Source organism: Ensifer sp. (assembly GCF_035999135.1).
GTDB lineage: Bacteria > Pseudomonadota > Alphaproteobacteria > Rhizobiales > Rhizobiaceae > Ensifer.
In genome coordinates, this window is record NZ_DASYGZ010000084.1 from 1 (window position 1) to 20,043 (window position 20,043).

A 20,043-nucleotide genomic window follows, 5' to 3' on the forward strand; every position below is an offset into this window, starting at 1 on the left:
ACGCTTGGTCATGTTGACGAGGTAGGGCACGATGTCGTCGCCGACCTCCTTGGGGTTGACGAAGTGGGTCATGCCGAAGCGCTCGCCCCAGGCCTTCTTGTCGTTGTTGAGGTCGACGCCGATGATCATGTCGGCGCCGGCGAGACGCAGGCCCTGGATGACGTTGAGGCCGATGCCGCCGAGGCCGAAGACGATTGCGGTCGCGCCCATCTCCACCTGTGCCGTGTTGATGACGGCGCCGATGCCGGTCGTCACGCCACAGCCGATGTAGCAGATCTTGTCGAACGGCGCGTCCGGGTTGACCTTGGCAACGGCAATCTCAGGCAGAACCGTGTAGTTGGCGAAGGTCGAGCAGCCCATGTAGTGGTGGATCTTGTCCTTGCCGATCGAGAAGCGCGAGGTGCCGTCCGGCATCAGGCCCTGGCCCTGGGTCGAGCGGATGGCGGTGCACAGGTTGGTCTTTCGCGACAGGCAGGACGGGCAGGAACGGCATTCCGGCGTATAGAGCGGAATGACGTGGTCGCCCTTTTTCACCGACGTGACGCCCGGGCCGACGTCGACGACGATGCCGGCGCCTTCATGGCCGAGGATCGCCGGGAACAGGCCTTCCGGGTCAGCACCCGAGAGCGTGAAGTCGTCGGTGTGGCAGATGCCGGTCGCCTTGACCTCGATCAGCACTTCGCCGGCCCGCGGGCCTTCGAGCTGAACGGTCATGACCTCGAGCGGCTTGCCTGCCTGAACGGCAACGGCGGCGCGTACATCCATCTAATGTCTCCTTGGACTGAAATGATTTCGGGCCGCCAGGACGGCGGCCCATGTGGAATCGCAATGGGTTATCGAATGTTCTGTTGAACCCGATTGAGCTCGATCTCAAGTGCGGCGATGGCCTTGCCTGTCTGTTCGTGCAGCCGCTTGATCACCGCGAGCTGCTCGCGCAGGCCATCGCCGGCGTCGTCGTTCCTGCCTTCGTCCGGTGCGCGACCGAGCCCGGCAATCAGCCAGGCGGGTGTGACGCCGAGCACACCTGCGAGCATGAAAAGCCGGCTGGTGCGGGGCTCGGCACGATCCCGCTCCCAGGCGGCGACCGTCTCTGAGCGCACGCCCAACTGATCGGCAAGCTCCTTGGCGCTGAGATTGGCGGCGTCGCGGGCCCTCCAGATGCGGCCTCCCAGCGTGTCACCGTCACTGGTGTCGCGCAGGCGGGCAATCATCGTTTCGGTGGACAAGCGCATGGATATCTCCTTTGCCACGGTTACGTTCAAAGGTCCCGGATCTCTGAGGCAGAAGGCCGACTTCGAGACCCGGGGCGGAAGATTGTATTGAGCTTATAGGCATTTGGACGTCGAGGGACCATCCCGAAGCGCCAAAAACACCGTCAATTGCGGCTAAGGCGCAGACAGTTCCTTTCCCGTCGCATCTTCGGCCGTTGAAAACCAGGGCGCAGGCTCTAATGTGCGGCGGCCAGAGGAGCTTGCCCATGACCGATGCCCGGACCGCGACCGCCGAACCCGCCAACACGGTGATGCAGGGCGTCGCCATCATGCTGTTTGCCATGGTCATTCTGCCGGGCATGGACGTGATCGCCAAATACATGGCCGTATACGAAGGCATGTCGCCGGGGCAGGTGACCTTCTACCGCTTCTTCTTCCAACTGGTGGCGACTTTGCCGATGCTGCTTGGCGCCGGCGGACTTCAGGCGCTCAAGCCGAAGCGTCCGTGGGCCAACCTTTTGCGCGGCGTCCTGCTTGCGATCGCTGCGCTGTTTTTCTTCATTTCGGTGAAGTACATGCCGCTCGCCGACGCCTTTGCCATCTACTTCGTCGAACCGTTCATCCTGACCTGTCTCTCGGCGCTGTTTCTTCGGGAGAAGGTCGGCTGGCGGCGATGGCTCGCAATTGTCGTCGGCTTCGGCGGCGCGATGATCGTGATCCAGCCAAGTTTTGCCGCCTTCGGCCTGACGGCCCTGTTGCCGGTCGCCTGCGCTTTCGTCTTTGCCTGCTATCTGCTGCTCAACCGCGCGGTCGGTACCGGCGATTCTCCGCTCACCATGCAGACGATCGCGGGCATCGGCGGAACGGTGACGATGGCTTTGATCATCCTCGTTGGCAATGGCATGGGCGTTGCCGACTTCGCGCCGTCGCTGCCGAAGACGCCGCTCGGATGGGGGCTCGTGATGGTGCTCGGCGCGCTCTCCGGCTACGGCCACCTGCTGGTGGTGAAAGCCTTCCGCGCAGCACCTGTCTCGCTGCTGGCGCCGTTCCACTACTTCGAGATCGTCACGGCGACGGCGCTCGGCTTTCTGATCTTCGGAGATTTTCCGTCGCTCTCGAAATGGCTTGGCATCGCCATCATCGTCGGCTCGGGCCTGTTCATCATCTGGCGGGAACGGGTGGCCGGACGCAGGGCAGCAAACTGAACCGGCTCAGGCTGCGTCGGTCCGCGTCGGGCCGAACACCGTCTCGAACGCTTCGCGCAGACGAATGTCGACGTCCGGCATCATCACGGGCAGGCCGAGATCGACCAGGCTGGTGACGCCGTAGCCGCGAATGCCGCAGGGCACGATGCCGCCGAAATGGTCGAGATCCGGATCGACGTTGAGCGAAAAGCCGTGGAAGCTCACCCATTTGCGCAGGCGAATGCCGATCGCGGCAATCTTGTCTTCCGACATCGAGCCGTCGGGCAGGGTGGGCTTTTCCGGACGCCGCACCCAGACCCCGACCCGATCTTCGCGCCGCTCGCCCCGGACATTCATCGAATCGAGCGTCGAGATCACGACGCTCTCGAGCGCAGCGACGAAGGCGCGCACGTCCTGTTTTCGGCGCTTGAGGTCGAGCATCACGTAGACGACCCGCTGGCCGGGGCCATGATAGGTGTATTCGCCGCCACGGCCGGTGGCAAAGACCGGAAAGCGGTCGGGCATCACCAGATCAGCTGCATCCGCGCTCGTGCCGGCGGTGTAGAGTGGCGGATGTTCGACCAGCCAGACGAGTTCATCGGCGGTGCCGGCCGCAATCGCGGCCGCTTCCTGCTCCATCTGCTCGACTGCCTGTGGATAATCGACCAGATCAGAGGCGATCCGCCAGCGAACCGGCGGCGAACCCGCGGGGGCAAACATCTCCTGGTTCATATCATCACGCTGCATTCGCTTGGCATTCCCTTCAAATCAGAGCCTGTACATGGGATGGCGCGGGGCAAGAGTCCAGCGTTTCCGGGGCTTCGCGAACGGGCTGTTGAAATAGTTTCACTTCCCGTCAAATTTCTGTCGTGATGCTCTTGTGCCCCCAAAGGGCTTTTGCTAAATGCAGCCCCGTCGACGCAAGTCGGCCCTACCACGATGCGGTCGTGGCGGAATTGGTAGACGCGCAGCGTTGAGGTCGCTGTGGGGCAACCCGTGGAAGTTCGAGTCTTCTCGACCGCACCAAAAAAACCCGGCCTTTGGCCGGGTTTTTTGTTTTCAATCCTTTGCTTGGCGATAGCTCATCCGTTGACCCGGCCTGCGCCGGAACATGAGCGCAACACGCAAGGCGCGGCGGGCGGCAGACTTCGCGTTGCGACAGCCGCGCCCCGGGCGCAAGCCGACAAGGAAGTGGCCGGCTTTCGTCTTCGAACGACCTCCGAGACCCGATCTCCAAAGTCACGCTCCGAGCGTCACAAAACATGCCATCGCCGTTGCAAGGCGCCTGGCGACCGCTTCGGATCCGGTCGATTTCAGGTTTTCCACCGGGCTTATCAAATTATCCGTTGCCGTGCTTGTGCACTGCGGGGGCTTTTGCTACATGCAGCCCCGCCGACGCAAATCGGCCTACCACGATGCGGTCGTGGCGGAATTGGTAGACGCGCAGCGTTGAGGTCGCTGTGGGGCAACCCGTGGAAGTTCGAGTCTTCTCGACCGCACCAAAAAAACCCGGCCAAAGGCCGGGTTTTTTGTTTTTTATCATGCGCTTGGCTTGAAATCCGACGTGATCTTCAAGGGTGCCGCACGGCGGACCGAGGAAGGCGCCGGAACGATGGTCTGGTTCCGGCGGCCGGCATCAGACGCGTCAAAGCGCCTTAATTGTTGCCTGCGGGCCCGCTCTGGTCCATCCGCCGCCGGACAAGCTTGTAGGTGCGGTCGGGCTGAACCTCGTAGGTTTCATAGACCATCTGGCCTTCATGCATGAATCGGTTCTGCACCATGGTGCCGGGGGCGGCTTGGGTCTTTCGGTTGGCGGCGGTTTCGCCGTAGGTCAGGCTTTCGGGCAGGGGTTCGAGATTTTGCTGGGCGCTGTTGCAGCCGGCGAGCGCGAGCAGGCCGATGATGGCAAGGGTCTTGGGCTTCATGGTTTGATCCTTGATGAAAATGATCCGATATCGCGGGCAGGGCGGGTCAGACCCTAGCCGCGTATTTCTCTTGTCGACTTCTCGAATTTCTTGATTGCCCGGTCGCGCTTCAGGCGCGACAGGCGTTGGGTCCAGAAGATGCCGTCGAGCTGGTCGATCTCGTGCTGCAGGCAGATGGCCATCAATCCTTCGGCCTCCTCCTCGACCGTCTCGCCGAGAAGCGTCTGATAACGCACTCGAATGGCGTGCGGTCGCTCGACATCCTCCGAGATCCCCGGCATCGAAACGCTGCCTTCCGCGTGTCTGACCAACTGATCCGAATGCCAGACGACTTCCGGATTGACGAAGGTTCTCGCGCCGGAGCTCGGGTCGAGTTCGATTACGGTCACGCGTTCGATCACGCCGATATGCGGTGCCGTAATGCCGATGCCCGGTGCCGCCCGCATCGTATCCAGAAGATCACCGGCCAGCGCCTCGAGCGCTGCGTCGAAACGGGTGACCGTGTCGGCCTTCCTGTTCAGCAGCGGATTTGGAAAACGGATGATGGGGCGGATGGCCATCAGATCGTCCTTGGCGTTGGCCGATCGACCGCGCTGCAATCCGTTCCCGTGGGCTACGGCCGCTGTGGCCGGTCGACTTGCAGCTTCGTTTCGGGCGTCGATTCCGGCTCGAAGAATTAGGTGGAAGTGCTAGCCGATCGGACGATCGATGTCGACTGGGTTGAGAGGTCGCCGATTTTTCATGTATTTGCAGCAGCTTGAATAAAACTGTTGCCGCAATGGGCGGGCGCGCGTCTGCGCTGTGGACCTCGGCGGGGCTTTGCGCTAGCAGGGCTGTGAGCCCATCATTCCGGCGCATGGCAGCCGAAGCGGGCAAACGCACGTCAGCAACGCATTCTTGTCCGTCCGCAAGGCGGAAGGACCGGCAAGCAGCAATCGTTTCGAGGGCGCCCATGAGCAATATCGGGGACGACGACCGCGGTTCCGAAGACGTCAAGGCCTTTGACGGTTCGGACATCTATGCCGACGACGGTTCCATCCGCTCCGATTTTCTCATGCATGTGGGTGCAGCGATCGCCGATCGCGACACGATCTACCTGCGCCAGCACGTGGCGGGCCTGCATTCCTCGGAAATGGGCGACCTGCTTGAGGCGATTCAGCCAGAGCAGCGCCTCGCTCTGGTATCGCTGCTCGGCAAGGAATTCGATCTTTCGTCGCTGACCGAGGTCGACGAGGCGATCCGCCTCGATATCGTCGAGCACTTGCCCAACGAGCAGATCGCCGAAGCCATCGGGGAAATGGATTCGGACGACGCGGTTTACATTCTGGAAGACCTCGACCAGGAAGACCAGGACGAGATTCTGGCGAAGCTGCCGTTTACCGAGCGCGTCCGCCTTCGCCGTTCGCTCGATTATCCCGAGAGCACAGCCGGCCGGCGCATGCAGACCGAGTTCGTGGCGGTGCCGCCGTTCTGGACCGTGGGCCAGACCATCGACTACATGCGTGAAGACGAGGATCTGCCTGAGAGCTTCACGCAGATCTTCGTCATCGACCCCACCTTCAAGCTGCTCGGCGCGATGGACCTCGATCGCATCCTGCGAACCAAGCGCTCGATCAAGGTCGATGCGATCATGCACGACACCAGCCACGCCATTCCGGCCGAGATGGACCAGGAAGAGGCGGCGCAGCTCTTCGAGCAATACGATCTTCTTTCGGCAGCGGTCGTCGATGACAATGGCAGGCTTGTCGGCGTGCTCACCATCGACGACGTTGTCGACGTCATCCAGGAAGAGGCCGAGGAAGACTTGCTGCGCTTGAGCGGCGTCGGCGACGAAGAACTGTCGGACTCGGTTGCCGAGGCGTCGCGCTCGCGCGTACCGTGGCTGTTCATCAATTCGATGACGGCCTGTATGTCCGCGTCGGTCATCGGCCTTTTCGATGCCACCATCCAGCAGATCGTCGCACTCGCAATCCTGATGCCGATCGTTGCCGGCATGGGCGGCAATGCCGGTTCGCAGACAATGACCGTGACAGTGCGCGCGCTCGCAACGCGTGGCCTCGACATTCACAATGCGCCCCGCATCATCCGGCGCGAAGCGGGCGTCGGGCTCTTGAACGGCATGATCTTCGGCACGCTGATCGGCCTGCTTGCCGGCCTCTGGTTTCAAGACCCGAACATCGGCGGCATCATCGCCACCGCCATGCTGATCAACATGATGGCGGCGGCCCTGGGCGGTATCCTCGTTCCGCTCTGCCTTGACCGGTTCGGGGCCGACCCGGCGGTGTCGTCCGCCGTCTTCGTGACGGCGATCACCGACATCACCGGATTCTTCAGTTTCCTCGGTATAGCCACCTGGTGGTTCCACGTCACGTAACACGTCGGCGTTGTTTGACTTTTACGTCAAGGTCAACGATAGTGATGCCTAGGAAATCATGGAATGGCAGCGTGAATAAGTACTATAGCATTACCGAATTGACGCGGGAATTCGGCATCTCGACCCGAACGCTGCGGTTCTATGAGGACGAGGGCCTCATTCATCCCGAGCGCCGTGGTCGCACGCGTCTGTTTCGCCCGGCCGATCGCCGGCTGATCCAGGAAATCCTGCGTGGCCGCCGCATCGGCTTCACCATTGCCGAAATCCGCGAGATCATCCAGGTCTACAAGGACCCGCCGGGCGAGATGGGGCAGCTTCAGCTCTTGATGTCGCGCGTCGAGGAAAAGCGCGAAGAGCTTCGCCAGAAGCGCAAGGACATCGAAGACACGCTGACGGAACTGGACAATGTCGAGGAGGCGTGCCTGACGCGCCTGGCCGAGATCGGCGTCGGCACCTGATACCACGTTGCACGTTGGATACGGAAGATTTCGAAGGGTGGCATTGGCCGCCCTTTTTGCTGTTTACCTGCCTGCGGGTTCAGATCCAGCGGGTCGTGTGGCGGCAGTAGCGCTCGAATTCGAAGCCGAACCGCGACAGAAGGTGCCGCTCCTCGTTGCGAATGGCAAACAGCGTCGTCACCATGACCGCAGCAATCGCTGCAATGAAGAACCAGGGATTGAGCGTCGCCAGGCCGAAACCGACCATCATCAGCGTGTAGCCGAGATAGATTGGGTTGCGGGTGAAGCGGAAGGGGCCGTAGGTGACGAGGCAGGTTGGCGACCGGTAAGGCATGACCGCCGTATGGCGCTCGAGCAATGTCTTCAGCGCCCAGAGATCGAGGCCGACCGCGACGATGATCAGGGTTGCGCCGCTGATCCAGGCAAGCCACCCGTGGCCGTGGGCGACCGGGATCGGCGCATGTCGCGCCAAGAGGAGTGCCGCGAGCGTGGCAATGCCGTAAACCAGGGCGGGCCATGGGAAATTCAGCGGCTTGGCACGATAGGCATTCATGTCCTATTCCCCTGATTGCGCGTTCATTGTGCATTGTCCCGCGATTCGCGCAATGCGTTCATCTGTGCCGACATTGATCTCGCCCCTGTTCAAGCTGTCGAACAGGTTCTGTTCCACCAGACGATCGAGCGTGCAGCCGCAGAAGGCCTCGCACGGCACGGCCGGGCTACCCTGGCTGCAGGCCGCAACGCAATTGGTGCGATAGGCCTCCTTGGGGTCCGGCAATGTCGGCGGTGAAATCAGCGAGAAGAGATAGACCAGTCCGATGAGCACGGGCTGGTGGATGAGGTATATGGCCAGACTGTGACGTCCGCCAAAAACGAAAGGCGTCATCCACAGCTTGGGTCCGGCGTCTTCTGCCGGCCGGGTCGCCACCGCTGATACCAGCCGCGCATGGAAGAGCTTTGCTGTGCCAAGGCCGATGAGGAATGGTCCGATCCACGGCAGAAGCGGCACATAGTCGTTCGAGCGCGGCAGCGTTTCGGACAGCCCGACCCACCAGAACCACGGCGCATCGAAGATCGGGGAGCGCAGATAGAACGGTGCGGCGATCGCGGCAGCGGCTGCGACAAAGGAAACGAGTGCCGGCAGCCGAAGGAAAACGAGGCCGATCACGCTTGCCGCGGCGATCGCATGCAGGATACCGAAAAAGATGAAGGTGTCCGGGAAGGCGAAATAGGTCGCGAAGGTGATCAGCGCTGCCGCGCCGGCAATCTTGGCGAAACGGCGCAGGAAGCAGGCGATCCGGAGCCTGGGCCATTGCCCAAGCACGAGGCTGTAGCCGGCGAGAAACAGGAAGCTGCTGGCGATCAGTCGGGCAAAGATCTTCCAGCCGCCGGTGCCGGCGGTTCCTGCTGCGACATAGCCGAAGAATTCGAGATCCCAGACGAAGTGATAGAGCGCCATCGCCAGGAGAGCGACGCCGCGGGCGACATCGATGAAGGCGAGCCTTGCCTGCGACTTGGCGGGCGGGGTCTCAGTTGCCGGGGAGGTCACGTTGATATCGGACATGGGCGTTCGCCATCCTGTTGGCGTGAGAAAGACTGACAGGCCTGGCTTGCGCCAGGCGAGCGTTGTTTTGTGTCTTGGCGTTTTGTTGCGGCAGCATTGCCTGTGCGCGGCGCGCAGGCGGAATGTGCCGTCAGGGCGTGGCATCCTGCAGCAAGGCTGCGCGCGCCTCCGAGAAGAACTGCCGCCGGGTGAGCACGAAGATCACGAAGATGGTGAGAGCGACGAAAACATAGGGACTGATGAACCAGCCGAGATAGCCGATCGACAGGAAGATTGCCCTGAGGCCTGCGTTGAAGTGTTTCGCGGCGAGCACGTTCATGCGCACCGCCCTTTCGGCGGCCCTTTCGGCGGCCTGGGGGTCCTTCTGCATGTCCGCGGTCATCGGAATGCCGCCCATCAGGATCGAGCAGTAGTTGAACAGCCGGTAGGACCAGCCGAACTTGAAGAAGGAATAGCCGAAGAGGCAGGTCAGGCCGCCGACCTTCAACTCGAAGGCCGTCCGCCCGCCATGGAAGACGTAGGGCATGTCGGCAAAGATCATCTGCACCTGTTCGGTGGCGCCGAGCAGCGCAAAACAGCCGCCGAGCGCGAAGATCGTGGTGGAAGCGAAGAAGGCGGTGCCTGCCTGCAGGCCGGCGATGATCTGCGTGTCGATCATTTTCAGGTCGCGGTTGAGCGAATTGCGGATCCACCGGCCGCGATGCTCGTTCATCAGCCGGGTGAGACTCACCCGTTTGAAGCCGCGCGTGCCGTCCGTGGCCCAGCTGAAACCGGCCCAGAGCAGGACAAACAGGGCGAGTGCTATGTAATCTTCGAAGGTCATACACGTGTTTTTGGCATGGCTTTTGGAAAATGCAAGCTGGCCGCAAAGGGTCAAGAATCGGCGGCGCGTCAACTACTGTGATGAAATTGCGGCGGAATTTCTTCCCCGGCGTGCCGGCCATTTGTGCGGTTTTCACCAGGATACGGTGGGTGGTCGCACAGGCCTGACACCTTTCCGCCACATTCCCCCATTGCGCATTTACGCTTTCTTCAATATGCATGGCCCCAGACGCGGGCGCCCACTGTGCTGCCCGCGGCCGTTGAGAGTGTTTTCGGAGACATCATGGACAATACAATTCAGAAGTCTTGCTGGGGCGTAACTGCACGCGCCGTGGCTGGTTTCGCTGGCGTTCTTGTTCTTGCTTATCTTTTCGGCGGCCTTTGATATCTAGTATCTAGAAAAGTCCACTGATTGCCAGCGCGGCTTCGAAAGAGCCGCGCTGTTTTGATTCCGGAGCCCCCGCATCGATATCGTCTGGCGGGCTTATCGACGATGTCGCAGCAACGGGATCGAATGTCGGTCGACCGCCTGACCGCCCGCTATGGGATCGCATAGGCTTCGTTCCTATATCTGCTTGCGGATTTCCTTAAATCGGCGTCGATCAAGGTGTAAAATCCACCAGCAAATAAGAGGGTATCACGCCGGTTCGCATCGACTTCGAAGCGTGATATCGAGGCAATCGCAATTGCGGCGCTGTCGGCGTCGCGGATCAGTCTCCGGGGCAGGCAGCTTATGTTTCTTTCCGTCTTCGACGTGTTCAAGATCGGTATCGGGCCTTCGAGCTCGCATACGATGGGGCCGATGTCGGCCGCCAACCGCTTTCTCGATCTCATCCTTTCCGATGACTGGCCGCGCCCGTCCCACGCTGCGGTCGCGGCGATCAAGGTCAGCCTGCACGGTTCGCTCGCCCATACCGGCATCGGCCATGGAACGGGCAGGGCGGTGATCCTGGGGCTCGTCGGCGAGCGCCCGGATCTGGTCGACCCGGACCGCATGGATGCACTGATCGGCGAAGTCGAGCGCACGGGACGGATCACCCCGCCCGGCCATCCACCTTATGAATTTCAGCCGAAGACGGATCTCGTCTTCGACAAGAAGGTGCCGCTGCCCGGCCACGCCAATGGCATGTCGTTCTCGGCCTTCGATCGGGACGGTCGGCTGCTCGTGAAGCGGATCTACTATTCGATCGGCGGTGGTTTCGTTGTCACCGACACCGAGCTTGAGGCCATGCGCGCCTCGAAGAACAAGGCCACCGGCGTCAAGGTGCCTTTCCCGTTTTCATCCGCGCAGCAAATGCTCGACATGTCCGCCCGTTCCGGGCTGACGATCGCCCAGATGAAGCGGGCGAACGAGGAAGCGACGATGTCGCCGGACGAACTGAATGCCGGGCTTGACCGCATCTGGGGCGCTATGAGCAATTGCATCGACCGGGGCTTGAGCCAGGAGGGCATCATGCCGGGCGGCCTGAAGGTCCGCCGCCGCGCCCGCTCGATCCATGACAAGCTGCAGGAAGAATGGCGCTCCAACAAGGCCAACCCGCTGCTCGCCAATGACTGGCTGAGCGTCTACGCCATGGCGGTGAACGAAGAGAATGCCGCTGGCGGCCGGGTCGTGACCTCGCCGACAAACGGTGCCGCCGGCGTAGTTCCGGCGACCATCCGCTACTACATGCACTTCCATGACGATGCCGATCAGGAAGGCATCCGCGACTATCTGCTGACGGCTGCCGCCATCGGCGGCATCATCAAGCACAACGCCTCGATTTCCGGCGCCGAAGTCGGCTGTCAGGGTGAAGTCGGTTCGGCATCCGCCATGGCCGCAGCTGGCCTCGCAGCCGTCATGGGCGGCACGCCCGAGCAGATCGAGAATGCGGCCGAAATCGCGCTTGAACATCATCTCGGCATGACCTGCGATCCGGTCGCCGGCCTGGTTCAGGTGCCCTGCATCGAGCGCAACGCCCTCGGCGCGGTGAAGGCGGTGACCGCCGCTTCCCTGGCGCTCAAAGGTGACGGCAAGCATTTCGTGCCGCTCGACGCCTGCATCGAGACGATGCGCCAGACGGGCGTCGACATGAACGAGAAGTACAAGGAAACCTCGACCGGCGGCCTTGCCGTCAACGTCGTCGAATGTTGAGGCGACGGGCGTGCCTCATGGGGCGCGCCCGATTGCTGTGCTAAGGTGATTGTGGATGAACGGCGTCTTGCCGCTTGACCGCCACCGCCTGACGGGTGTTCAAAAACGACCATGTCTCTGCATCTCATAAAGCTCTGCGTCGGAGCGGAATCGATCGAGGACCTGCGCGAATGGGTTTCGCGCAAGGCAATGGCGGCCATGGCCGCCGGGCTCGAGCCGCACTCGTTCCACACGACGCGCATGGTGCCCAAACGGGTCGAAGAACTGCTTGAGGGCGGATCGCTCTACTGGGTGATCAAGGGGAGCGTTCAGGCCCGGCAGCCGCTGATCGGCATCGAGACGTTTACCGATGGCGAAGGCATCGGTCGCTGCAATCTCTTACTCGGTCCGGAAGTGATCGAGACGGAACTGCAGCCGCGACGCGCCTTTCAGGGATGGCGCTATCTCAGCACCACGGATGCGCCGCGAGACCTGGCGTCGCTGACAGGCGGCGGCGCCGAGATGCCGCTTGAGCTCAGGCGCGAACTGGCCGAACTCGGCCTGCTTTAAAGCGGGTGCGTTCATTGGAGCGCGCAGACAATGCCCCGACTTCCGCGCTGAGCGACATCATCGCATTTGCGCCACCATCACTCGTCAGCGTCAAGGGCGAAATCGCGCCCAGCAAAAAGGCGGCATGAGCCGCCTTCGTTGATAACAGAATTCAGGTGATCCGCATCTTCAACGGACGGCGCCTGTTCGGCGCTGTCACGTGCAGGTGGATGCCGGCGCGCGGCTGCGTCGAGCGCCAGGCACGGGCGCCGTGCGTCAACAGCATGCCAACCAGATCGCGCGTCTTCGCCTTCGACCGGTTGAGCCCGAGATCGGCGATGCGCATCGCCGCTTCGTGCAGGGGGTGCAGGTTGATGCGCGACGGCTTGCCACGCCTTCCCGGCAGCGGGGTGACACCCGGAACGTTCTCGTTCATTGCCATGATTAACCTCGTTACGCTGTACAAATCCGAGGAAGGCGACCGGAAAACAAACACATCCGGGCGCCGAATTTTCGTCGTTTACTGCTGGCTGGCCCAGCAGGAGATACCCTTCTTCTTCAATGCCTTGCAGGCGTTGACAGCTGAATTCTGGTCGTCGAAGCCGCCGAAACGGGCGCGGTAGACCTGGCCGAAGGCGACGGTGAACGGCGTCGCGTTGCGAAGCGCCTTGCCACCCTTGTCCTTGGCGTCGCCAAGCAGCGTCATGGCCTGGTCCTTGTCGGGCGTTGCGCCGATCTGGATCACCCAGCCCTGCGGCTGAGCCGGCATCGGTTCAGCCTTTGCGACTTCGGCCGGTTCGGCCTTGGCGGCGGCTTCGGCCTTCTTCGGCACCGAATTGGTGATCTGGGTGTCGACCATGGAGGCCGTGGCAGGCTGGCGAAGCTTGACGCTCTGTGCGTCGAGCGTATTCGGAACGATCTTCGGCGAGAGGACCGGGTTGTCGGACGCGCGCTTGTTACCGGCATAGGCCATCTGCACGCTGCCGGCACTTTCACCATTGTAGCGGAAGTCCGGAACGGGGCCGGTGTTAGGCAGGTCGTTAGCGGCGGCTGCTGCGACAACCGGCGTCTCGGCGACGGGAGCAGCAGCGGCAACGACGGTCTCCTCCACCGGAACCGGCGTCGGCTTCGTCTGGGCAATCAGGTTGCCATCGCCGCGACGGGAGGCTGCTGGCATGTACTTTGCCACCAGTCGGCGCATCTGTGCGTCGCGGCTGGCACCGGAGGTGCCGCCCATGACGACGGCGACGATGCTGCGGCCCTCGAGCTGAGCCGAGGTCACCAGGTTGAAACCGGAGGCGCGGGTGTAGCCGGTCTTGATGCCGTCGACGCCGCGCACATTGCCGAGCAGCCGGTTGTGGTTGCCGATGGTCTGCTTGCCGAAGCGAAAGCTGCGGGTGGAAAAATAGTCGTAGTACTGCGGAAAGTGCTGGCGAAGCGCCAGACCCAGGCGGGCCTGGTCGCGGGCGGTCGTGCGCTGTTCCGGGTTCGGAAGGCCATTGGCGTTCCGATAGGTCGTGCGCGTCATGCCGAGCGCACGGGCCTTGTTCGTCATCATCCGGGCAAAGCGCGGCTCGGAGCCGCCGAGATATTCGCCAAGCGCGGTCGAGGCATCATTGGCCGATCGGGTGACCAGCGACAGGATCGCCTGTTCCACCGTGATCGATTGACCGGCGCGCACGCCGAGCTTGGAGGGCGGCTCGGCCGAGGCATTCTTGGAGAACGGAATCTGGGTCGATGTCGTGATCCGGCCGGCTTCGAGCGCTTCGAAGGTCAGATACAGCGTCATCATCTTGGTCAAGGACGCGGGATAGCGCAGTTCGTCGGCATCCTCGCCGTAGAGAATCTTGCCTGTCTTCGCGTCGACGACAATGCCCGAATATTTGGGACTGGCGTAGTTCGAGGCCGCAAAGGCGGGGGCTGCGAAGGCGACCGAGGCAACGGCGCCTGCCAGGACGATCCGTCCTACCATCTTCGAAAGAGCGCCGAACGGGCGCTTCGCGAGATCAAAAAAACCGGATTGGGACACTACGCTGCTCTTTAATTCTCATGTCATGGGGTTGTCCGGACGCCGCCTCCGGGAACGACCGTTCTCGAGACAGTATCGGCATAGCGTTACCAATCGGTTTATGATGAATGATTGGTTTCCAGAAAAGCACGCATTCGTACCAGAGCATTTCCGGTGTCGCGCAATGGCGCGGCGGCGCTGGCTGGACCACATCAGTTGGACAAAATCAGGGCACGAGGCGATCTTTGACGAAAGCGGTCATTGCCTCGTCGATCGTCCGCCATTGCGGCAGCAACTTGCTGGAGAAGCGATAGAGCACCACCAGGTCTTTGCCCGCATGAATATCGCGCTGGCAATCGGCGCTGGTCGAGGGCATCTGCGCATCGGATTTGAGGCAACGCACCACATAGGGCGCCACGCCGGGGCGCTCGGCAGTGAAGAAGACTTCGCCCCCATAGCTCGACGTCGCCTTCGTCGCGTGCTCCGTCAAGCCGTTTGGCCCGGAAATCGGCGCGCCCTCGAAAACCTGCGTGTAGATCGGCTCAAGCCTTCCGGACATGTCGCGCGACATCGTGCTTTGCGAGACCTGCAGGAAGATAAGGCTTTCCGGTGCGTCGATGTCGTTGAAGAGTTTGCGATTTTCGTCGCTGTAGCCTTCGAGTGCCGGCCAGGTGAGATAAAGGTCGACACGTTCGACGATCGAGGTGGCCCGCTGGGCCTCGAAGCGGATCATGTTGGCGGGCAGGCGCAAATGATCCTCGCCGATGAAGATGTCGAAGACCTCCTTGCTTGCCGTGTGGCCGGCGAGAGCCAGGTTTTCTCCGAACCAGCGACCGGCAAACGTGATGGCGGCCGTCAATCCTGCGATCAGAACGATGATTGCGGTCACCCGGTAGACGAAGCGCGGTGAGATCAGCGGCTGGAGCTCGGGGTCTTCAATGCCGTCTTTAGAGTTGCTCATCGCTGGGGCCGTTCCTCGGTATCGCCGAGCCCAGGTCGTCTATTGCGGTCTGGCTCGCCGGCAGGCCGAATTGTGGCTGGCGCCGCTTGCCCGACGCTGATCCCTGTTGGTTAATTTTTGGTAAAATCGGAGGACGGCACGTCCTGCATAAAAAACGGCCGGCTCCGAGGGACAACGGAGCCGGCCGAGATCCGGTCGGGACGGGGATAGTGACTGACCGGAGTATTCTCTGCGCTGGGGCCGCAAGCAGCCCCGGTGTATTCCCGTGGTCTTACTGGGTGCGAACGCTGCCGACGGCGACGGTGCGGCCGTCCTGGAGCTTGACCCACCGACCGGAATTCTCGGTCGATTGACGCTTGAGGTAGGTGTATTCGGTATCCGACCACAGCAGCACCTTGTTGCGCATGTTGTCGAGGATGAAGTCGCCGCGGTCGGTGCGCACGGTCAGGACGGCGTGGCCGTCGCCGTTCGGCTGCAGCACGACGGTGATCAAGAGGTCGGAAGCGGAGAAGCCGCTCTCGATCAACTTGCGGCGCTTCAGGAGGACGTAGTCTTCGCAGTCGCCGACAGTGTCCGGATAGGACCACTTCTCTTCGACGCCATGGATTTCCATGTCGGTGAGCGGGGCGATTGCCTGGTTGACGTCATAGTTGATCTCGAGAAGCTTTTGCCAGCCTTCGCGCGTCAGCACCATCGGGCCGCGATCCTTGCCGTTGGAGAGGCATTCCGACGGATAGATCTTGCAGAACTCGTAATGGCCGATCGGCGGGTTGGTCGCGCCGGTCACGACCATGTTGGCCGGAAGCGCCTGCGCGGTTTCGAAAAAGCTGCCGGTAAAAAGGACCGCGATCGCGATCATCTTTGTGATTGTCTTGAGCATTGTTGTCTCCCCGTTTGTGGTTCGACAATGGCACAGACATTTTTATCGCTCGCGAACTTGCGAGCTAAAAACAAGTACAAATGAAAGTCGTATAAGAATCAAATAAGAATAGATTTTTATTTGTATTTAAATCGCATTTGATTCAAATTTTATCGATCATTCGGCGGCGAAGGCTTGCGTTCAGATTTCAGAAACCATTTAAACAACTGATTTTTCTGGAACTGTCTTCTCCTCAGTCTCAGAGGTGATGTGGGGACGCGAGATTTAGGCTCGACCGGAGGCCTCCTCGCGGCGCCAACGGTTGGCGACCATCGTGATTTTAGACTTCGAGTATGCGTTGGTTCTTGAATCTTCTCGGAAAAAATATTTGCGTCGACGCAACGGTTGCGCTGGCGCCCGCCCTTGCCTTGTTTCGAAATGAGGCAGCCAGGGCGGTTGCCCTCGCACGGGACGCAGACGCCTGCGGGAGGTACCCGCTCATGCCGCCCGGGCGCGGAGGCGCGAGCCGCCAGGCGCTGAGCGGCTGTCCTTGGCGGCCGGCGCACACCAAGCCGTCCGTTCCGGCGGGTTGACGCCGGTGTGAGGGTGAAGGGCTGATAGAGCGGTGGTCGAAGGCGCGCGGAAAATGCGCTCGATCTCGAGGCGCCTCAGTCTGTGGCGCGGTGACCTTGCTGGCAGAGGGTGTGCGTGGCGGTCAGGATCTCAGAGAAACTCGGTCAACGCTTCGCGCGACTGGATACCCGAGAACTCGATGGCACAGCCTTCCTGGAAGTGGCGGACGATCCGGCCCTTCATGCTGCCGAGAAGGATGGCGGTGCCGACCGGCGGCCGGTTCTCGATGTCGACGGCTGCACCAGACAACGAAAGGTCGATGATCCGGCAGGGGAACTTCTCGCCGGTATCGAGCGTCAGTTCGGTCGAGGTCTTGCGTGGCGCCAGTCGGTCGTGGCGGCGGTCTTCGGGAAGGCCGAGTTCGTGCTTGTTGGCGATCCATGTGAGCTGCGCCGCCAGCTTTTCGCGCTTGCGTTCGGTTGCGTTCAGCTGGATGACGAATGCGCCCTCGGCAATGCGTGAAACGGTACCTTCAAGCCGGCCGACGTGGTCGACATAGGCAATGATGCGTTCGCCGGCCCGCGGGCGGGCAGGCGACGAAAGCAACACGTCGCCGGGCGACATGTCGATCGCGGTGCAGTCGAATTCATCGTAGTTGGCAAGCATCAGGCGCCCAGCAAGATTCACGGAAACGCGCTGGAAAGCACCCTCGTGGTGCGGTTTCGGGGCGGCATTCTGTGCGTGCTGGAACGAAAACATGATTTCTCTGTCAGACGGAGCTTGGCTGGCGGAGCTTAGTCGCTTCAAGTTAATAGATGGTTCGTCCTCCGGTTGGTCCCAAGTGCGATTGCGGGACAGCGGAGCCTCAGCGACTGCGCCCACCCTCAAGGACGCGCAGGTGGCGCACCTGACGGGCCGCGCTGTAGCCGCCGCCTTCGGCGCTTGGCCTTGCCATGGGATCGGCCTGCGCCACAGCGGGCTCGTCGCGGAAAACGGCGCTGCGGTCGGGGTCGAGGATTTTCATGCCCGTGGCGTCAAGACATTCGACCGCGGTCGAATGCAACCAGTACGGGCGGGTGAGGGGGGAGAGGGCGCCAAGCACCCGGTCGCTTTCGCCCCCGCTTGAGGCAAGCGGCAGCAGCAGCGTTTCAATCTCGACCGCCCGATGATCGGCCGTCCGGGCGTTGGCCGAGAGCACGACGGGAACCCGGTGCGCCATGACGAGGCCCGTGATGCGCTGCGTCTTTGCGGCCTGGCTCCCGAGCCAGAGCATGCCGAATTGCCGCCCGCGCAGTTCCTGGCCGAAAAGTGCGCAGATCTGCGTTCCAGCCAGGCGAAAGGAAATGCCTGCCGCGCGGTCGCGCTCGAGGATGAAGAGGTTCGGCAACAGCACGCGAATGTCGCCCGGCTCGAGTTCGTCTCGGCGGGGGAGTTCGCGTTTGCCGCGAATGGTGTTCCAGTATCGGAATAGCTCCGTCGTGGTGTCGCTGCGCATTGTCGATTCATTCCATGTCTTCGGCCGGTTTGTCCCGGATCGGTACAGCTGCGGCCATGCAGTGTGGTCTTCCCGGTAACGGAGCGAAAACCGTGCCAGCCCGAAATTAAGGTTAACAAACGGTTTCCGTTGCAACGCGAGGCTGCGACTGGCAGAGGAAGGCATCACTTCACGAAGCGTTGTCTTCGGCACTTGAACTGGAGCTCGGATCTGAGCTTGGCGACCGTTCAGTTTTCGCTGGACGGTCTTTTTTTGTTTGCTTATGGCTGGTCGCCCCAGTCTGGTCCCAATCCGGCGATGCCATGGCGTCGCCTTGATCGCGAGGGATTGTGGGGCGCGTCGATAAAAGAGAGCAGCAACTATGGAACGAGATCAGACGGCAACGCCACCGGAAGCGGAGCGCGATGTCGCCAGCAGCCCGGCGCGTGAGCCCGCCTTCAACTTGCCGGCGGGGCTGACTGTTATCCTGCTGCTGTTGATTGCGATCCACGTCCTGCGCACCTACGTTCTGCCGCCGGCCATCGATCAGGAGATCATTTTCAACTTTGCGTTTCTGCCTGCGCGCTACGACCATCCGCTGGCGGAGCAGGGACTGGCCTGGCTATGGAGCCCGGTCACCTATTCGTTCCTGCATGGAAGCTGGGAGCATCTGATCTTCAACATCTTCTGGATGGTGGCTTTCGGTGCGCCGGTCGTGCGGCGGATCGGAATGGCACGGCTGGCGGTGTTCTGGTGCCTGTCGGCGGCGGCTGCCGTTGCGCTTCATACCGCCTTTCATTGGGGTGAGATGATCGTTGTCGTCGGTGCTTCCGGCGTGGTCTCGGGCTTCATGGGCGCAGCGGCACGCTTCGTCTTTTCGCCGAGCGGCCGTATCAGTCGCCAGTTCGCCCACCTCAACCGCCGGCTGACGGTCAGCGAAGCGCTTGCCAACCGTTCGGTCGTGGTTTTCAGCGGCATCTGGTTCCTCACCAATTTTCTCATCGGTCTCGGCATGTTCATTCCCGGTGGCGCAGGTAGCGTCGCATGGGAGGCGCATATCGGTGGTTTCTTGTTCGGCTTTCTGCTTTTCAGCCTCTTCGATCCGCGCGACTGATGGTGTGAAAGTTCGACGGACGGCGGCTGTAGCCGCTTGATTTCCCTCAGGCGCTGGCGCACCATTTGTTACGGTCGCCGGTCGTCGAAAGGTGGGTGGCGGCCCGTGTAGGCCGGGTTTGCCCAGCTTCGTCCGCGTCTGAGGAGCACGCGGCGGAGCAACAGGCAGCGGCCAGGGTACAGGTTCCATCGCCCGACCGTACCGCACGAGAGACGGCCGGACCTGTCCCTGCCGACCCGGTGTTGTCGCAACGGGAGATGTGCGCATGTCAGTAAAAGCCATACTCGATGAAAAGGGCCGCAATGTCGTGACGGTCGGCCCGCAGATGACAGTCCAGCAGGCTGCCATCCTCTTGCGTGACAATCATATCGGTGCGGTCGTCATCCTTGACGCGGACGATCAGATCGCAGGCATCCTCACCGAGCGCGATATCGTCGCGGCGATCGCCAAGCAGGGAGCGGACTGTCTCGATCGTCCGGTCGCAGCCGCCATGTGGCAGAATGTCTATTGCTGCACCGAGGATATGTCGGTCCAGACCCTGATGGAAATGATGAGCAAGCTGCGCGCTCGCCACCTGCCGGTGGAAAGAAACGGCCAGCTTGCCGGCATCGTTTCGATCGGTGACGTGATCAAGCACCACATTCGGGCAATCGAACACGAAACCGAGCAGATCAAGGCCTATATCGCCGGTTGACGGAAAGGGGCGGCGGCGCGCCGCCCACTTGCTCTCCCTGCATGTTCCTTTGATCTTCGCCGATCGGAGGGGCAACACTTGAACAGTTCAAACATCATGCTGCCGCGCGCTTCTTGTGGTGATGCGCAAGTGGAGCGCGGTGCCCTTGCGTGTGCCGCCT

Annotated in this window: 21 protein-coding genes and 2 tRNA genes; 9 read left to right on the forward strand and 14 right to left on the reverse strand. The window is 61.8% G+C overall.

From position 1 onward, the window contains the following. A partial coding sequence (locus VGO12_RS09830; protein WP_327512559.1) for an alcohol dehydrogenase catalytic domain-containing protein occupies positions 1 to 765 on the reverse strand: 765 nt, incomplete at its 3' end. Positions 766 to 833: 68 nt separating this feature from the next. Next, positions 834 to 1,232: a helix-turn-helix domain-containing protein gene (locus VGO12_RS09835; RefSeq protein ID WP_327512560.1), complete on the reverse strand. Its 399-nt coding sequence runs from the start codon at positions 1,230 to 1,232 to the stop codon at positions 834 to 836. Positions 1,233 to 1,477: 245 nt separating this feature from the next. Here VGO12_RS09835 and VGO12_RS09840 point away from each other — a divergent pair, with 245 nt between their 5' ends. Further along, positions 1,478 to 2,416: a DMT family transporter gene (locus VGO12_RS09840; protein WP_327512561.1), complete on the forward strand. Its 939-nt coding sequence runs from the start codon at positions 1,478 to 1,480 to the stop codon at positions 2,414 to 2,416. A gap of 6 nt (positions 2,417 to 2,422) precedes the next feature. Here VGO12_RS09840 and lipB read toward each other — a convergent pair whose 3' ends face one another. Beyond that, positions 2,423 to 3,142, reverse strand: coding sequence for a lipoyl(octanoyl) transferase LipB (lipB, locus tag VGO12_RS09845; RefSeq protein ID WP_327512562.1), 720 nt, complete (start codon positions 3,140 to 3,142; stop codon positions 2,423 to 2,425). Positions 3,143 to 3,336: 194 nt separating this feature from the next. Between lipB and VGO12_RS09850 the strand changes: the two genes are divergently transcribed. Together VGO12_RS09850 and VGO12_RS09855 are read left to right on the forward strand one after the other, a co-directional pair. Further along, positions 3,337 to 3,421 (forward strand) — tRNA-Leu (locus tag VGO12_RS09850). A 391-nt stretch (positions 3,422 to 3,812) separates the two neighbouring features. After that, positions 3,813 to 3,897, forward strand: a tRNA-Leu gene (locus VGO12_RS09855). A gap of 153 nt (positions 3,898 to 4,050) precedes the next feature. Here the strand turns inward: VGO12_RS09855 and VGO12_RS09860 are convergent. Beyond that, positions 4,051 to 4,320 (reverse strand): hypothetical protein, encoded by a 270-nt coding sequence (locus VGO12_RS09860; protein ID WP_327512563.1) that lies wholly within the window; start codon positions 4,318 to 4,320, stop codon positions 4,051 to 4,053. Positions 4,321 to 4,373: 53 nt separating this feature from the next. After that, a complete protein-coding gene (locus VGO12_RS09865; protein WP_327512564.1) occupies positions 4,374 to 4,880 on the reverse strand; it encodes a peptide deformylase in 507 nt (168 codons plus the stop codon). 392 nt (positions 4,881 to 5,272) lie between these two features. Here VGO12_RS09865 and mgtE point away from each other — a divergent pair, with 392 nt between their 5' ends. Together mgtE and VGO12_RS09875 are read left to right on the forward strand one after the other, a co-directional pair. Continuing rightward, positions 5,273 to 6,694, forward strand: coding sequence for a magnesium transporter (mgtE, locus tag VGO12_RS09870; RefSeq protein WP_327512565.1), 1,422 nt, complete (start codon positions 5,273 to 5,275; stop codon positions 6,692 to 6,694). Positions 6,695 to 6,765: 71 nt separating this feature from the next. After that, entirely contained in the window at positions 6,766 to 7,152 is a 387-nt protein-coding gene (locus VGO12_RS09875) for a MerR family DNA-binding transcriptional regulator (RefSeq protein ID WP_327512566.1), read from the forward strand. Positions 7,153 to 7,231: 79 nt separating this feature from the next. Here the strand turns inward: VGO12_RS09875 and VGO12_RS09880 are convergent, their stop codons facing one another. The 3 genes from VGO12_RS09880 to VGO12_RS09890 form a co-directional block, all read right to left on the reverse strand. Next, on the reverse strand, positions 7,232 to 7,705 hold the full coding sequence (locus VGO12_RS09880; RefSeq protein ID WP_327512567.1) for an isoprenylcysteine carboxylmethyltransferase family protein: 474 nt from the start codon (positions 7,703 to 7,705) through the stop codon (positions 7,232 to 7,234). A 3-nt stretch (positions 7,706 to 7,708) separates the two neighbouring features. Next, positions 7,709 to 8,716: a DUF1624 domain-containing protein gene (locus VGO12_RS09885; RefSeq protein ID WP_414650702.1), complete on the reverse strand. Its 1,008-nt coding sequence runs from the start codon at positions 8,714 to 8,716 to the stop codon at positions 7,709 to 7,711. A gap of 130 nt (positions 8,717 to 8,846) precedes the next feature. Continuing rightward, entirely contained in the window at positions 8,847 to 9,539 is a 693-nt protein-coding gene (locus VGO12_RS09890; protein WP_327512568.1) for a DUF599 domain-containing protein, read from the reverse strand. Positions 9,540 to 10,271: 732 nt separating this feature from the next. Here VGO12_RS09890 and VGO12_RS09895 point away from each other — a divergent pair. Continuing rightward, positions 10,272 to 11,672 carry an L-serine ammonia-lyase gene (locus VGO12_RS09895; RefSeq protein ID WP_327512569.1) on the forward strand — a complete coding sequence of 467 codons (1,401 nt, stop codon included), beginning with the start codon at positions 10,272 to 10,274 and terminating at the stop codon, positions 11,670 to 11,672. Between the two features lie 111 nt (positions 11,673 to 11,783). Continuing rightward, positions 11,784 to 12,221, forward strand: a complete 438-nt coding sequence (locus tag VGO12_RS09900) for a DUF1489 family protein (protein WP_327512570.1) — start codon at positions 11,784 to 11,786, stop codon at positions 12,219 to 12,221. 151 nt (positions 12,222 to 12,372) lie between these two features. On the opposite strand, the gene VGO12_RS09905 is transcribed toward VGO12_RS09900, so the two are convergent. The 6 genes from VGO12_RS09905 to VGO12_RS09930 form a co-directional block, all read right to left on the reverse strand. Next, complete coding sequence (locus tag VGO12_RS09905) at positions 12,373 to 12,642, reverse strand: hypothetical protein (protein WP_327512571.1); 270 nt, start codon at positions 12,640 to 12,642, stop codon at positions 12,373 to 12,375. Positions 12,643 to 12,720: 78 nt separating this feature from the next. Next, the gene (locus tag VGO12_RS09910; RefSeq protein WP_327512572.1) at positions 12,721 to 14,172 is read right to left on the reverse strand and encodes a D-alanyl-D-alanine carboxypeptidase; all 1,452 of its coding nucleotides are present in this window, start codon (positions 14,170 to 14,172) and stop codon (positions 12,721 to 12,723) included. A gap of 262 nt (positions 14,173 to 14,434) precedes the next feature. Continuing rightward, positions 14,435 to 15,169, reverse strand: coding sequence for a hypothetical protein (locus VGO12_RS09915; protein ID WP_327512573.1), 735 nt, complete (start codon positions 15,167 to 15,169; stop codon positions 14,435 to 14,437). Positions 15,170 to 15,440: 271 nt separating this feature from the next. Beyond that, positions 15,441 to 16,049, reverse strand: a complete 609-nt coding sequence (locus VGO12_RS09920; protein WP_414650703.1) for a transglutaminase-like cysteine peptidase — start codon at positions 16,047 to 16,049, stop codon at positions 15,441 to 15,443. A 702-nt stretch (positions 16,050 to 16,751) separates the two neighbouring features. Continuing rightward, a complete protein-coding gene (locus tag VGO12_RS09925) occupies positions 16,752 to 17,360 on the reverse strand; it encodes a PilZ domain-containing protein (protein ID WP_327512574.1) in 609 nt (202 codons plus the stop codon). A 106-nt stretch (positions 17,361 to 17,466) separates the two neighbouring features. Beyond that, positions 17,467 to 18,096: a PAS domain-containing protein gene (locus VGO12_RS09930; RefSeq protein WP_327512575.1), complete on the reverse strand. Its 630-nt coding sequence runs from the start codon at positions 18,094 to 18,096 to the stop codon at positions 17,467 to 17,469. 361 nt (positions 18,097 to 18,457) lie between these two features. On the opposite strand from VGO12_RS09930, the gene VGO12_RS09935 reads away from it, so the two are divergent. Both VGO12_RS09935 and VGO12_RS09940 read left to right on the forward strand, forming a co-directional pair. Continuing rightward, on the forward strand, positions 18,458 to 19,189 hold the full coding sequence (locus tag VGO12_RS09935) for a rhomboid family intramembrane serine protease (protein WP_327512576.1): 732 nt from the start codon (positions 18,458 to 18,460) through the stop codon (positions 19,187 to 19,189). Positions 19,190 to 19,454: 265 nt separating this feature from the next. After that, on the forward strand, positions 19,455 to 19,883 hold the full coding sequence (locus VGO12_RS09940) for a CBS domain-containing protein (protein WP_327512577.1): 429 nt from the start codon (positions 19,455 to 19,457) through the stop codon (positions 19,881 to 19,883). Positions 19,884 to 20,043: the final 160 nt, after the last annotated feature.